The sequence below is a fragment of the Lysinibacillus sp. UBA5994 genome, assembly GCF_002429725.1.
Taxonomy (GTDB): domain Bacteria; phylum Bacillota; class Bacilli; order Bacillales_A; family Planococcaceae; genus Lysinibacillus; species Lysinibacillus capsici.
Genome location: NZ_DJAU01000001.1, coordinates 1 through 13,650 on the forward strand (window position 1 = coordinate 1; position 13,650 = coordinate 13,650).

At 35.0% G+C, this 13,650-nt stretch carries 15 protein-coding genes; 2 read left to right on the forward strand and 13 right to left on the reverse strand.

Features of this window, described 5'->3' with window-relative positions; all coding sequences use genetic code 11:
* The 10 genes from B3D98_RS00005 to B3D98_RS00050 form a co-directional block, all read right to left on the reverse strand.
* A partial coding sequence (locus tag B3D98_RS00005; protein ID WP_288579619.1) for a DNRLRE domain-containing protein occupies nucleotides 1-667 on the reverse strand: 667 nt, incomplete at its 3' end.
* A gap of 65 nt (nucleotides 668-732) precedes the next feature.
* On the reverse strand, nucleotides 733-1,293 hold the full coding sequence (locus B3D98_RS00010) for a phage tail protein (RefSeq protein WP_288579620.1): 561 nt from the start codon (nucleotides 1,291-1,293) through the stop codon (nucleotides 733-735).
* Between the two features lie 20 nt (nucleotides 1,294-1,313).
* Nucleotides 1,314-1,808, reverse strand: a complete 495-nt coding sequence (locus tag B3D98_RS00015; protein WP_288579621.1) for a phage tail protein — start codon at nucleotides 1,806-1,808, stop codon at nucleotides 1,314-1,316.
* 41 nt (nucleotides 1,809-1,849) lie between these two features.
* Entirely contained in the window at nucleotides 1,850-2,368 is a 519-nt protein-coding gene (locus B3D98_RS00020) for a phage tail protein (RefSeq protein ID WP_288579623.1), read from the reverse strand.
* An 87-nt stretch (nucleotides 2,369-2,455) separates the two neighbouring features.
* Complete coding sequence (locus B3D98_RS00025; RefSeq protein WP_288579625.1) at nucleotides 2,456-2,935, reverse strand: GNAT family N-acetyltransferase; 480 nt, start codon at nucleotides 2,933-2,935, stop codon at nucleotides 2,456-2,458.
* Nucleotides 2,936-2,978: 43 nt separating this feature from the next.
* Complete coding sequence (locus tag B3D98_RS00030) at nucleotides 2,979-4,097, reverse strand: hypothetical protein (RefSeq protein ID WP_288579626.1); 1,119 nt, start codon at nucleotides 4,095-4,097, stop codon at nucleotides 2,979-2,981.
* A gap of 27 nt (nucleotides 4,098-4,124) precedes the next feature.
* On the reverse strand, nucleotides 4,125-5,237 hold the full coding sequence (locus tag B3D98_RS00035; RefSeq protein WP_288579627.1) for a hypothetical protein: 1,113 nt from the start codon (nucleotides 5,235-5,237) through the stop codon (nucleotides 4,125-4,127).
* 19 nt (nucleotides 5,238-5,256) lie between these two features.
* Nucleotides 5,257-6,321 carry a hypothetical protein gene (locus B3D98_RS00040; protein WP_288579629.1) on the reverse strand — a complete coding sequence of 355 codons (1,065 nt, stop codon included), beginning with the start codon at nucleotides 6,319-6,321 and terminating at the stop codon, nucleotides 5,257-5,259.
* Nucleotides 6,322-6,386: 65 nt separating this feature from the next.
* Complete coding sequence (locus tag B3D98_RS00045) at nucleotides 6,387-6,848, reverse strand: GNAT family N-acetyltransferase (protein ID WP_288579631.1); 462 nt, start codon at nucleotides 6,846-6,848, stop codon at nucleotides 6,387-6,389.
* A 674-nt stretch (nucleotides 6,849-7,522) separates the two neighbouring features.
* On the reverse strand, nucleotides 7,523-8,575 hold the full coding sequence (locus tag B3D98_RS00050) for a helix-turn-helix transcriptional regulator (protein WP_288579633.1): 1,053 nt from the start codon (nucleotides 8,573-8,575) through the stop codon (nucleotides 7,523-7,525).
* Nucleotides 8,576-9,190: 615 nt separating this feature from the next.
* Here B3D98_RS00050 and B3D98_RS00055 point away from each other — a divergent pair.
* Complete coding sequence (locus tag B3D98_RS00055; protein WP_288579634.1) at nucleotides 9,191-9,895, forward strand: class I SAM-dependent methyltransferase; 705 nt, start codon at nucleotides 9,191-9,193, stop codon at nucleotides 9,893-9,895.
* Nucleotides 9,892-10,935, forward strand: coding sequence for a saccharopine dehydrogenase family protein (locus B3D98_RS00060; protein ID WP_288579635.1), 1,044 nt, complete (start codon nucleotides 9,892-9,894; stop codon nucleotides 10,933-10,935). Before B3D98_RS00055 ends, B3D98_RS00060 begins: the two co-directional genes overlap by 4 nt.
* A gap of 51 nt (nucleotides 10,936-10,986) precedes the next feature.
* Here B3D98_RS00060 and B3D98_RS00065 read toward each other — a convergent pair whose 3' ends face one another.
* The 3 genes from B3D98_RS00065 to B3D98_RS00075 form a co-directional block, all read right to left on the reverse strand.
* Nucleotides 10,987-11,709: an amino acid ABC transporter ATP-binding protein gene (locus B3D98_RS00065; RefSeq protein ID WP_288579637.1), complete on the reverse strand. Its 723-nt coding sequence runs from the start codon at nucleotides 11,707-11,709 to the stop codon at nucleotides 10,987-10,989.
* Entirely contained in the window at nucleotides 11,702-12,361 is a 660-nt protein-coding gene (locus B3D98_RS00070; protein WP_036075291.1) for an amino acid ABC transporter permease, read from the reverse strand. Before B3D98_RS00070 ends, B3D98_RS00065 begins: the two co-directional genes overlap by 8 nt.
* 133 nt (nucleotides 12,362-12,494) lie before the next feature.
* Nucleotides 12,495-13,289, reverse strand: a complete 795-nt coding sequence (locus B3D98_RS00075; RefSeq protein WP_288579647.1) for a transporter substrate-binding domain-containing protein — start codon at nucleotides 13,287-13,289, stop codon at nucleotides 12,495-12,497.
* Between the last annotated feature and the right edge of the window lie 361 nt (nucleotides 13,290-13,650).

The following is a 13,650-nucleotide window of genomic DNA, read 5'->3' on the forward strand; positions in this document are numbered from 1 at the left end:
CTACCGTATACGTTGGATTCGTTGCTTTCGTTATCACAAGCTGGGGCTTATATGTTGCATGTGTACTAGAAGCATAATATAAGAGATTTCCCGAATCGTTTCCGTTACTTGTTGTATTTCCTGTTAATACAAAAGTTGCTTCTTTATTCCCCAACATTTTTTGTTGAATAAAACTAGTAACATCAAACTCTACCCAACTATCATCAGGTAAATTAGTAATATCTCCTGACAATTCCTCATCTTGACTAGGAATTGCCGTAGTCGTACTAAGCCAATTGTCATCATCTGAACCCCATAATTTTATAAATAACGGACTAGGATCTGCTTCGAATTTTGCCGCAACGAATATCCTAAATTTCGCGTCAACTACATTTCCTGTTACACCCGATAGATCAAATTTAGTAGCAGATTTAGTAAGACCAAAAGAAGATTGTGGGGGGTGTTCATATTTATAAAAGCCAACAATCATAACCGGTCCCTCTCCAGCTAAACCCGTGTCACTCCCATATAATCTTCCACCTGGAAAATGACCATCCAGGTTAATAAAAGTATCCATTTCAGGATAAAGTGTTACTGGGCCGTTCGCCATTACTGGATGGAATACACTAAACGGAAAAATATTTAAAAACAAAATAATCACTAAAAACAAAGATGTTTTTCTTACCATTCATCTCACCTCAAGAAGCGTATCACTGTCGACCTAACAATAAATATTTAATCGGGGATACTCTATCAATCTTGTTTAATTGGGTAAACTCCTTCTAAAGAAATAATAAAACGCAAACTTAAATAAGGTTGCATATTATTATGTGGTCTCCCACCTCCATTAGTACTAATGGCATTCAAACTCATTAATGCGTTTTCAGTATTAGAATATATTGAAGGTGCTGATGGTGCTGGCAGTGGTGGTGGTGGCGGTGGTGGTGCTGGTGAACTTGCCCACACCGCATTGACTGGATTGATTTGATTTTGATTTACTGTTTTCTGACAATTCACAGCATGATTATGGCTAGGCATTTGTAATTCGTTAAGAGTTACTGTAGCATCTCCACCTTTTTCAGCAAAAGTTCTTGGAGTTAAACCTTCTCCAGTCCCTTGATGCATAGGGATTCTGCCTTTAAAATCAGGCAGTGCAAATGTGCCTTTTTTTAGATCTCCACCAAATTGATTTCCTATAACCGTATAGAGTGCTTGATACTGTTGAATTAAATATATTGAGCCATCACATAAAGCCCAGCCAGCAGGAACAAATCCCCCAGCAAATAATCGGATTTCACCTATATAAGGATCCATGTTTTTATCCCTCTTTTCTTTTATTGTCTTGGAGGCCAGTATCCAGTAGTAGCAATACAGTAATTTAAAACTAAGTATGGCTGCATATTGGAGTGTGCTTGACTTTTTCCACTTACCTCTAAAGAAGATTGGCTCATTTGACTATTTGGAGTAGGTGAATATGCCTTAACATTAGATAGTCCCCATACATTCCCGACTGGAGTTGCAGCTGTAGCATTAGTTCCCCCAACTACTTGGTGCGTATGAGGAGGTATTTCACTAATCGTTAACGAATGGCTCTCTGCACCACCAGCTTGACCTACATTAAGTCCATAATCCATTTGAATAGGTACCCTTCCTCTTAAATCTGGCAATGCAAATGTTGACTTACCATCTCCACCATATACATTACCTATAAGGGCAAATAAAGCTTGATTTTGACTTACGTTTAACATTTGTCCGTTGCATTGAGCCCACCCTTTTGGAACTCTTCCAAAAGAAAATAAACGAATTTCAGCTAAAAATGGTTCTGCCATTAAATAAACCTCCATTTCATTATTTTTTATCATGTAAGTGATTAATTAAAATCTGGATACATACCTTGCAATGCAATAATATACGTAAGGGTTAAATAAGGCATCATATTTTCATGAGCTTGATTACCACCTACAGCAGAAACCGCCGAACTTTTCATCTTTGCATCAGGGTTAGCTAGCGAATATTGCTGAACAGAACTTTTAGCCCAAACATTATCTTGAGGGCTATTACTTGTTCCTCCATCAGATGCACACTGAATCCCATGGCTATGATTTGCAAGCTGGTCAAGAGTTAATGTTACTTTTTCAGTACCATCCTTTTGACCTAATGAATAATTCGTCTTGGTCGTAGAAATTTCACCTTGATGAATTGGTATACGTCCTTTTAAATCTGGTAACGCAAATGTAGAAACACCATCCCCGCCATATGTTGTTCCAATTAAAGAATAAAGCGCCTCATTATTGCTAATCTTCATTTCTCTTCCATCACAAAATGCCCAACCTTGCGGAGCATAGTTTCCTGAAAACATTCGAATTTCCCCCAGATATTGATCACTCATTTAATCAACTCCTTTTTCTTTTATAAAATATTTTTGTTGTAAATATAATTATCCAGACTCTTGATCTATTATTTTTCTTCCTATTTATTAAATCTTTACTGCCAATCCACTCCATAACAGCATAGAATGTTTCTCCCTCTTAACAACAAACCCACATCTCTCATACAACCTCTGTGCAGGATTCCCCATCAACACAGTTAATTCTATTGGCAATCTAGATTCAGCAGCTACATGCTGAAATTCCCTCAATAGCACTGTACAGATTCCTCTACCTCTATATTCAGGAAGTATGAAAATATCAATCAGACGTATTGCTTCTTGCTGTACCTCGGTTATTAATCTACCAATACCTACACCTTCATACATTATGATTTCATATTTAGCATTAGGAAATTGTTGCTGATAAGAAGCTTTTTGAGCATCGTATTGCATACGTAATAAACCTTCTATTTGTTGCTCATCCAATTCTAATATGGCAAATTCATTTTTTCTTGTAGATACAAATAATGAATAAAGGGTATCTTCCTCTTCACTTAATGCCACTCGCAATTTCACTTTATCTTTCATTTTTGCTTTGCCACTCACCTCTTTCCTGAAATTTCAAACAATATTAAGCAACACTCGCTAAAATATCCTTATTTTCTTCTTGTATAGCTTCGATTTCTTGAATTTCCATTTCTAAAACTCTTGCTATCTCGGATGGTGTATGCTTTGTAAATAACATATACATAGCTTTTATTTTCTTTGCTTGATCTCCAGAGACTTTTAAAATATTGGAGATTTCAGCTAAATCCGTATGGTTCTCAATCAAATACGAACCTAATAAAGTATTAGTGACTTTTTGTAACTCATTTTGGTCCACAACGTTTTTACATAATGCTTCTGCAGCTATACTCGCTGCTACGGATAAATCCATCCCTTTTTCATGCATCCGTTTCATAGCATTAAATTGATCCGCCCATTTGCGTAATGTATAGTTTTGTTCCTTTACTAGGAAAACAAGCTCTCGATGATTTACATCCGTATCGTGTAAAAGTCCCGTCTCCTTAAAAGTCTTTGCAAGATCCTTAAAGAAAGCATTAACTTGACTTTGGCCACGATTAATCTCTTCTTTTGTCTTAGTTAAATCCTCTTTTGCCTTATTCGTTTCTGCTTGAATATTTTCAAAATACTCTTTGCGTAATTCCCCTTGAATAATTCCTGTAATAAGATAAAGGACAGCTGCTATTGCGCCAAGCGTACCAAGTTTTGCTACTAAGCTATCCAGCACTTTTATTTTTCCAATCCATTGATTAACAACAAATAATGTAAGCGCGACATATTTATCTAAAGTGATTTTTTTATAAGAAGGCACAACGATTGATAAAGAAATCAATGGCAACGTATTTTTAAAGCACTTTCTCCATTCTAGGAATTCCATTAGCAAACTATTTAAATCATCTTGGATATCATGCTTTAAAATATTTAAGTCAATTGATGTTCCACTTAACTCACTTTTCAGCCCTTTTAAAAGCTTAATTGCTTGTGCCTTTCGCTCTGGGTTATCTGTACGAAATACATTGTCCCCAAGCCATGCACTAATTTCTAAATCCTCGTCCAATAGCTTAGAAATGATACTATCAATTCCCTCTTTACATTCAGCCAGCTTGTCTTCTACCTCATAAATATTTTTTAGAGTAGGCTGTAATTCTTCTACATAGGTTGCTAATGTCGCTTCTGTAATCGCCATATTATCCATCCATTCTAAAATTATTTTTTAGCTAACAATTGCTATTAAATCGCTATTTGTCTCTTGAATTGTCATGACCTCGTTTACATCCATTTCCAAGACTTGTGCAATTTCATCTGGTGTATGCATTTTAAATAACATGTAGGTTGCTTTTACTTTTTTAATTCTTTCTAGGGACATATCAAGCTTTTGAGAAACTACACTATTTTGCTCTCCCATTTCAATAAGGTAGGCACCCATTAACAGTTTGCTGTAATTGTCTAATTCATTTTCATCATCTTGTTTATTTACTAGATTTGCAGCAACAACTTCTGCTGAAAATTCAATATCTAAGCCTTTATTAATCATTCGCTTCATCGAATCATATTGATCCGACCAACGTCTTAATGTGCCAGCCTGTTGTTTAACGAACGATACTAGCTCCTGATGGTTTGTATATGGCTTTGTTAACAAGCCTGTTTCTTGAAAGCTCTTTGCCACATCTTCAAAAAAGGCATTTACTTGCACCTGCACATCATTGATATCCTGTCTTAACTTTTTAACATCCTCCATCGCAGCCTTTGTTTCTTTTTGGATATTTTCAAATAGCTCCATTCTTTTTTCGCCTTGAATTATTCCATCTATTAACACCACCACAACAATAAGACCTACGACACCTAACCCTAATACCTCAAATATTGGTAGTAATATATCTTTCAATACGACGGTTAATACAAACCCTAGCATTAATCGATGAAAGGGATTAAAAGCCTGGAATTTAGGTACAGCTATGGAAAACGCAATAAATGGTAATCTATTATCAAAGTAAGTTTTCCATTCCCCATACTCTTTTAATAAAGTATTTAATTCATCTTGGATATCATGCTTTAAAATATTTAAATCAATTTTTGCATTACTTAATTCATTGTTTAAGTCATTTAACAGTTGAATAGCTGTTTCTTTCCTTTTCGGGTTATCTGTCCGAAATAGATTGTCACCAAGCCATGCACCTAGGTCAAATCCTTCATCTTTTAATTTAGATAAAATACTGTCTATATCTCCACCGGCTTTTCCAAGCTTGTCTTCTAGTTCAATTATATTTTTAATACTGGGTTGAAGTTCCTTTACATAGTTGTCTAATTGATATTCCGAAATTGGCATAGCATTTTCTCCTTTCTGATTAGGAAATAATTAAAGAAAATAATTCTTTATTTTCTTTATAAAAAGCTTCAATCTCCATAAATTCTAAATTCACTTGTTCAGCAACTACTGCTATGCTCTCTTGGTTAAGCAATAAGTATGCTGCTACTAACAGCTTTGCCTGTTGTTCTGATAGCTTTACATCTTGTGCTAATGTCATATAGTTCGCACCTGTTTCGAGTAGATAAGCTCCTTGTAAAACTCTCTGGTTTTGATAGATTTGTGCTGGTTCCTCTAAACTTTCGCTTAATACTTTTGCCGTTAAATGTATAGCTTCTTGGAATTCCATATCTTTTTCAAACATTGTATGAAGCATTTGATAATGGTCCGCCCATATTTTCAACTGCTCTCCCTTGCTCTTAATCTCAGTAATGACATCCTGTTGCGTATAGGGCGATTCTGACAACTTATCACTTTGATTTAAATTAGAGACGACATCGCCAAATAGTTTGTCCAATTCATTTTCAGTATCCATTATGATTGACATTAATTTAGCAACACTGCTTTTTGCTTCATTTATTTGCTCTTTTATGTTCACATCAAACTTGTCTAGGGTTACTATTATTTCATTTACTTGACTCGATTCAATTGTTGCAGTTAGAAGGGGTAATTTTGTTACTATCTCTTTTTCAATTAAGAGGGACAGCAATATGTTGAATTGAACATTTGAAGAAAAACTTGTCTCAAAAGGGATGCTTGATACTGCAAATGGAAGTAGGGGAAGCATTTCCTTAAAAGTTTGCTGTAATTCTCTGTTATTTTTTTGCAAAGTGTTTATTTCATTGACAAGTAGCTGTTTAATATGTGCCATACCAATTAAAGATTTTTGTAAATCCGATTGTAGTATTCTTACTTCTTCGAGATGTTTTTCTTTCTTTTTACTTGCTAATAAAAATCTCCTTTCTTTTTTTTGAATATAGTTTTTGATACTGCTGTCAATGTGTACAATGACACTTTCGATTTGTCCCTCTAAATTAAAAAAGTACTGAATCGTTTGCCGTAAATTTTCTTCATATGTCTGTAAAGCCGAATTTGATATTGGCACTTCACATTCACCTCTCTTTAGTCTTTCATAATGGACGGGAATCAGCTTTAAAAGACTTGATACGTTTATTGCCACCTCATTTTTAAATAGAGTTCATCAGTTGACACTACATGAAATCCTAGTCTCTCATATAGATTTCTTGCAGGATTTGTATGAAGAACTTGTAATATCACTGGTTTATTTTCTTCTTTTGCCTTTTGCTGAAGATTGCTAATGAGATAAGATCCTACTCCATTACCTTGAAAACTTGGCAAAATAGAAATATCAATTATATGTAGTCGCTCAGGTAAATCTTCTGTTAACAATCTCCCCACATATTGCTCATCTGAAGTAATAATACAATGGCTTGCATGTGGAAATTGTTGTCTATATGAGGTTTGCTGTGCGCACCACTGCATTTCTAAAAAGTGCTGTATTTGTTCAGCAGACCATCCCCATGAATCTATTTCTTTCCTACGAGAAGAAGCATAGACTTCGTAAAGGAATGGCTCGTCGTCTTTCGTAATAGCCTTAAGCTCTACTTCCATCCTCTCGCCCCCTTCTTTTCTTGAATAGCTTACTAATTATAGAGTCATATCATATATCTCCTATACTTCATTTATCACAAAATTCAGATTTTTAAAATCCTAGTAATAAATAATACTTAATACCCAAATAAAAAGTCTATCATTGCATTTATTTTGTGGCTTTTAGCCTTTTTTTCATTATATTATAGGTCAATAGATTTCACTATGAATTTATTCCATTTTTTAGGTTAATTTTTCTTAACCTTTTATTATGATTAGTGATACTAGTAGCTAAAGTATAGTTATTGGCTTCTTTTTAACTATCAAATGGATTTAATTCCATTATACTTACTTTCCTGTAGGTGAGCGCTGATCCGCTTCCATTCCATGCAGGGTTCGCCTGTCTCGCTATCCCACCGGAGTCAAGTAGCCTTCCAATCCGCCCCACAAAAGTGTTACCTTTTTAGCAAAAGGTTTTCAAATAAGGTGGAGGTCTTCACTACTCTTTATGAAGAGGTGTTGTCACCCATCACTTCTCTGCAATGAAAAAAAGCCTATTCTTTCTCTAGTAATACAAATAATGGGCTATTTGTTCACTACAGCTAAGTATGAAAGATAAGGAAAAGTTGACATCATCTTTTTTCAACAACATGAAGAATCTGCTAGAAAGCTAGCAGATTCGTTAGTTCAACTTATTAATCTAATTGGAATCGGGAAAAGATCTTCCATACTAGCTCATTCCGATTCGAGACATTTACTTTTTGAAAAATTACCTTTAAATGATCTTGTACTGTGTAAGTTGAAATATCAAGATTATGAGCAATTTCTTTTGTAGGAATCCCTTTAATAATTTCAAACACTACTTCCTTTTCTCTAGGGGTAAGATTATAGGCCGTTATTAAAAAATTGAGCATTTCTCTTGATGATGCTTCATTTATTAATAAAGCAATTTGCTTTTCTTGTTGGCTTGTCAGCAAAAGTGATGCCCGAATAGCAATATAGCCTGTATCTTTGATAGGTACTATTAAAGAAGTATTTGAATTGTAATTGTCAGCTAGTAGCTTTGCGCATATAGCTTGAATAGGCTTAGGTACTTGTATATCGGCTAAACTTTCATACTTTCTTAAAATAGAGAGCAATTCACAAGCTTTGGTATTACTTGAAAGAATTTTTAAACTTTTATCAAAAATAACAATGCCTTGTTCTCCTTCTACAGCTGGAATCCTCTCCTCAATAATATAATGATGGAACTCCTTTAACGATTGCCCCATAATTGGCATCAGTATTTTTATAAGCACTAGATCTTGATCTTGAAATAAAGGCTGCTCATTTTCAGCTCTTTTGAAAAGTGTTAAAAACCCATAGCATTGTCCTTGATAGGTTAATGCAGCTCTTATTTCATCACTAAAACCATTGGGCATAAACACTTTTTTATAACGGAAGCTTTGACTTGACGAATCGCTTAACCTACCTATGTTTTGACCACTTTGAACTAAGAATCCATATTTATTTACATCTTCTGTCGTATATTCCAACTCCATAATCTTCTGATGAATCGCCTCTATTGATTTTTCTGTGACTGCTCCTACTGAAAAAAGTGTATGTGCATCCGTTAATGTACAGCAATACGCATCAAAATTTATATGTGTTCTTAGAGCTTCTATCATCAATTGACGATATTCAAATGAATTTTTGCTGTGCTTGAAGCATTGGTCAGATTTTCGTTGCCAATATTGTGCTTCCTTCATAAACACCTACCTCCCCCCAGAAATATGGGATAGTTCTTTTTTTCCGAAAGTTTATAATTGAGAATAATTCTTAATTGAATTGTACAGAAGTTCAACAAGTAGGAATACTATTTTGAAGAAAATTTTTACTTTTTATTTTCTTGCTAGCTACTTCCGTTATTAGTGGCTGCTCAGAGAAATCGTCTCAAGCAATTGTGGGTGGTGAGAATTCAGATTAAAGCTACTATTAGTGCCCCTAACTCGCCTGCTATTTTTCCAAGCATCCTGTTGGCAGAACAAAAGAGGATATTGAACTTATTACCTGGGAAACAGTAGATACCCTTTTAGCTCAAATACAAAAAAACCCAGCACAATTTATGGTACTTCCTCTTAATATGGGAGCTAATCTATATGCAAAAAGAGTGCCATTACAACTTATAGGAGGTCTAGCACATCAAACTATTTTCATGCCTACTTAAGGTGGTCCACCAGATATTTTTAGGGAATAGTCCTACACAGATACTAGGTGACTTCACTAAACAGTCATCAGCCTTTCATCAGAATGATTGCTTAAAGATGAAGGAATTGCTCTCGAAATTTTAACGTATAAAAATAAATTGCTTTGGAGGTATTTTAATGAATAGATCTATACATAGCTGGGACAGTCCTTCTGTCAACAATTATCAACAGTCCATTCGACAAAAAATCATAGGCTATGATCTTATTTATGACATGATGGTCAATATACTTCAGAATTTCACTCCTGCAAATAAATTTTTAGTGGTAGGTGCTGGAGGTGGACAGGAATTACTCACTTTAGGCAAATCATTTCCTTCTGCCCATTTCACAGCAGTCGATTCCTCAAAGGAAATGCTGGAGCTGGCTGCTAAACAAATTGAATCGCTACCACATCGACCTACTATTATGTGGGTTGAGAAGGATCTACTATCCTTAAGTGTAAATGAGGTTTTCGATGTAGTTAGTTGTCATTTGGTTTTGCATTTCATAAAAAGCCTTGATCAAAAGAGAACAATGCTTCAAAAGATTGCGGATAGCTTAAAAGAAAATGGAGTGTTATTTATTTCATCGATAAATGCTGATTTAACTTCACAAACGTTCAAACATGAGCTTTGTTATTGGCGAAGCTCCATGCTTCATAACGGAATAGGTGAGGATCATTGGCAACGCTTTGAGCAATCCTTTAGCGTCACAACCCATCCGATTAATCTTGAATTGCTTATTAATTTACTGAAAGAGGCTGGCTTTACAACAATCCTTCCCTATTTTAAAACACATATGATTGACGCTTTAGTCGCTATTAAGGGAGAAACTACTATATGAAAAATGGGAATATCTTAATCATCGGAGGCTATGGTGAAGTGGGAGGGAAAATTGCAAAATTATTGTTGCAAAGCTATCCCAACAGAATATGGATTGCCGGAAGAAATATAGAAAAGGCTAAGGATTTCTGTGTCGAGCACAAAAACTTAGTAAGACCTCTTCAATTGGATGTGTCAGAAAAAGTGCATCCAGAGCAATTAGAAAATGTAGCACTGGTTATTATGTGTCTAGAGCAAAAGGATACTGCATTTGCACAGCTCTGCTTAAATGAAGGGATTATCTATATCGATATTACTGCAAGCTATACCTTCCTTAAAAAGTTAGAGGCACTCCACTCACTAGCTGTACAAAAACATTCTACAGCCATTTTTAGTGTTGGTATGGCTCCAGGATTGACCAACTTAATGGCCATGCATGCTGCAAGGCAGTTATCCTCCCTCGAGAAGATGCATATTTCCATCTTACTTGGGGCAGGCGATACACATGGCACCGCGGCAATTCTTTGGATATTGAAACAATTAAATAAACCCTTTAGTAGCTACAACAATCAGAAGGTTGCTAATTTTACTAATAAGAGAACAGTGAAATTTAAAAAGATTGGGAAACGAAGTGTGTATCAATTTAATTTCTCTGACCAGCATACATTAACAAAGCATTTCCCTTCAATTCCTATCGTCACAAGATTAGGCTTTGATGTTGAGCCACTCAATAAATTTGTATCCTTTTTACAAAAGAGTAGAATTGCTTGCCTATTAAAATTTAACGGAATACAAATCTTGCTCGCTTCACTTATTCAAAAAATTAAAATTGGTTCTGATGTGTGTGGCATACAAATAGAAGCCATTGGGACAAAACATCACAAAGAAGTAAGCTTCACATTAGACTTTCTTAATCGCGATGAATCACTTGTAACAGCGAAAGTTGCAGCATTTATAGCTAACGAGTTTCTTAACAATAAACATCCAGCAGGAGCCTATCATATTGAGGAATTATTTACATTAGACACCTTACAGACTCAATTTGATATGTCCCTTCAATAAAAATGGCATTTAGCTCTCATCTAACGGAGAAGCTAAATGCCTGTTGTTTTATTATAAAACCTTCTCTAAAAAATCCTTTGCACGCTGTGTTGATGGCGCTGAAAAAAACTGTTCTGGAGGAGCATCCTCAATGAGCTTGCCGCCATCAAGGAAAAGAATACGATCAGCAACCTCACGAGCAAAGCCCATCTCATGTGTCACAATCAACATGGTCATCCCAGAATCTGCGAGGTTTTTCATAACAGCCAATACCTCTTTAACCATTTCAGGGTCAAGTGCCGATGTAGGCTCATCAAATAATATAACTTTAGGGTCCATGGCAAGTGCTCGCGCAATAGCAACACGTTGCTTTTGTCCTCCCGATAAACGATTTGGATATTCTAGACGCTTCTCAAACAGACCTACTTTCTTTAGTAACTCTTCTGCTTTGTTGATAGCTGTAGCCTTATCCAAACCCTTCACATTGATTGTCGCATATGTTAAATTTTCAAGCACAGTTTTATGAGGGAAAAGATGAAAATGCTGAAATACCATACCTACTTCTTCACGTATTTTCATTATATTTGTCCCTTTATCTGTCAGGACATCCCCTGCAATCGTTACCTTCCCACTTGTCGGAGTTTCTAATAAATTTAAGCAACGAAGAAATGTCGATTTACCTGATCCTGAAGGTCCAATAATAGCAATTACTTCTTTTTCTTTAACTTCAGTTGATATACCCTTTAATACTTCATTCTGCCCATAAGATTTGTGTAAATCTTCAATTTTAATCACTTTTTCTCATTCCTTTCTCGATTCGTTTACCAAGGAACGTTAAAACAAGCGTCATGATGTAATAGATTACCCCTGCAAAAAGTAATGGCTCAAGATAACGGTATGTCGAACCTCCTACAATGTAGGCACGACGCATAATATCTAATGCACTGATTACTGTCACAACTGCTGTTTCTTTATTTAATGTAATAAATTCATTTACTAAGGATGGTAAAATATTTTTTACTGCTTGCGGAATAATAATATCCTTCATCATTTTTGCATATGGAATCCCCAATGCTTGTGCAGCTTCCATTTGTCCTTTATCAACTGCATTGATACCAGCACGGATAATCTCTGAAATATATGCACCTGAGTTTAAACCAAAAGCAATAATAGCTGTTGGAATAGGCTCAATTTGTATATCTAGTAATTGCGGTACTGCATAATAAATAATTAGTAATTGTAATACAAGAGGTGTACCGCGGAAAATCGACGTATAGAAATCAGCAAACCAACGTAAAAAATTCACTTTACCAATTTTACATAATGCTAAAAGTATACCTACGATAAAACCAATGATGGATGCACCGATTGCAATTTGAAGTGTAACACCTATCCCTTTTAAAATATAAGGAATAGAGGGAACGATAGCTGTAAAATCTAAATTCACAGCGCTCCCTCCTTTCTTTTTCATCATGATGTAGCTTTGTTTTTTGTACCAAACACAAATTTAGAAGAGGCTTAAAGGATAATAATGAAAAGCACAAGCGATAGCCCAAAAGTAGAGCTATCGCACGCAATTATTATTCAACTTTTTCTAACCATTTTTCTTCTAACTCTTTGATTTTGCCTTCTTCAGCTAGCTCTTTTAAAGCTTTATTAATTTTATCTTTTAAATCGCTTCCTTTTGGAACAGCGATTGCTTTGAAATCTTCAGGCTGTTCTTCCACTGGGAAAGCCTCTAATTGATCATTCGTTTTTAAATAGCCTTTCGCAACGCCACCCTCTAAAATACCTGCGTCTAAACGTTTAGACATCATATCTTGCACAATCTCAGGGATTCGCGTACGTCCTTCTACTGTTACATCAACCTTTTTCGCAATTTCATTACCTAAGTTTTCCTGAATAGATGCAGTTTGTACACCTATTTTTTTACCAGCTAAGTCAGCTTCTTTTTTAATACCGCTATCCTTTTTAACAAGGATTACTTGCTCTGTTTCATTATATTTATCTGAGAAATCTACCACTTTTTCACGCTCTGGATTCGGTGTCATACCAGAAATAACGACATCAATTTTCCCTGCTTGAAGTGCTGGCACTAAACTGTTAAAGTCCATATCTTGCACTTGCATATCAACGCCTATTTTTTCTCCAACTAATTTGATTAGATCAATATCAAATCCAATAATTTCTTCGCCTTTTGCTGCATCCACATATTCAAATGGCGCATAGTCAGCTGATGTACCAACTTTTAATACTTGCTTACCATCTGTATCCGTAGTAGATCCTGTATCGCTTGCATTATTGTCTTTAGTGCCACATGCTGCAAGTACACCTATTACTAGTACCAGCATCATGATAAATAACTTGTTCTTCATAAATTGTAACTCCTTTTATTTATAATTTATTGTGTATGAGAATACATTTCTCGAATATAGTTGATTGGATATTTATTCATGTTGAAGAATAAAAAATCTATCTGCTAATTAAGATATACTCTTTTGAAATAATAATCAAGATAAACTAAAAAAATTTTAGCTAAATATTATATGCATAATTTTCTGATAAGTCAATTTATTTTTGTTTTCATTCATTTTACAAAGTAACTTTACTATTTTCCGTTTTAGCATTATTTATTCCTCCATCATAAAAACAACTTAATTTCAACAGTTCAGAGATAGAGATTATCGCCATCCTTTAAGCTCGCAATATTTAGATTTCATCGCTAGTAGGAATTTT

What these genes read in the sequence shown, in the direction of transcription:
- B3D98_RS00010 (WP_288579620.1), bottom strand. Translation starts at nt 1,293, where the DNA reads ATGGATCCTTATATAGGTGAAATCCGATTATTTGCTGGGGGATTTGTT.
- B3D98_RS00015 (WP_288579621.1), bottom strand. Translation starts at nt 1,808, where the DNA reads ATGGCAGAACCATTTTTAGCTGAAATTCGTTTATTTTCTTTTGGAAGA.
- B3D98_RS00020 (WP_288579623.1), bottom strand. Translation starts at nt 2,368, where the DNA reads ATGAGTGATCAATATCTGGGGGAAATTCGAATGTTTTCAGGAAACTAT.
- B3D98_RS00025 (WP_288579625.1), bottom strand. Translation starts at nt 2,935, where the DNA reads ATGAAAGATAAAGTGAAATTGCGAGTGGCATTAAGTGAAGAGGAAGAT.
- B3D98_RS00030 (WP_288579626.1), bottom strand. Translation starts at nt 4,097, where the DNA reads ATGGCGATTACAGAAGCGACATTAGCAACCTATGTAGAAGAATTACAG.
- B3D98_RS00035 (WP_288579627.1), bottom strand. Translation starts at nt 5,237, where the DNA reads ATGCCAATTTCGGAATATCAATTAGACAACTATGTAAAGGAACTTCAA.
- B3D98_RS00045 (WP_288579631.1), bottom strand. Translation starts at nt 6,848, where the DNA reads ATGGAAGTAGAGCTTAAGGCTATTACGAAAGACGACGAGCCATTCCTT.
- B3D98_RS00050 (WP_288579633.1), bottom strand. Translation starts at nt 8,575, where the DNA reads ATGAAGGAAGCACAATATTGGCAACGAAAATCTGACCAATGCTTCAAG.
- B3D98_RS00055 (WP_288579634.1), top strand. Translation starts at nt 9,191, where the DNA reads ATGAATAGATCTATACATAGCTGGGACAGTCCTTCTGTCAACAATTAT.
- B3D98_RS00060 (WP_288579635.1), top strand. Translation starts at nt 9,892, where the DNA reads ATGAAAAATGGGAATATCTTAATCATCGGAGGCTATGGTGAAGTGGGA.
- B3D98_RS00075 (WP_288579647.1), bottom strand. Translation starts at nt 13,289, where the DNA reads ATGAAGAACAAGTTATTTATCATGATGCTGGTACTAGTAATAGGTGTA.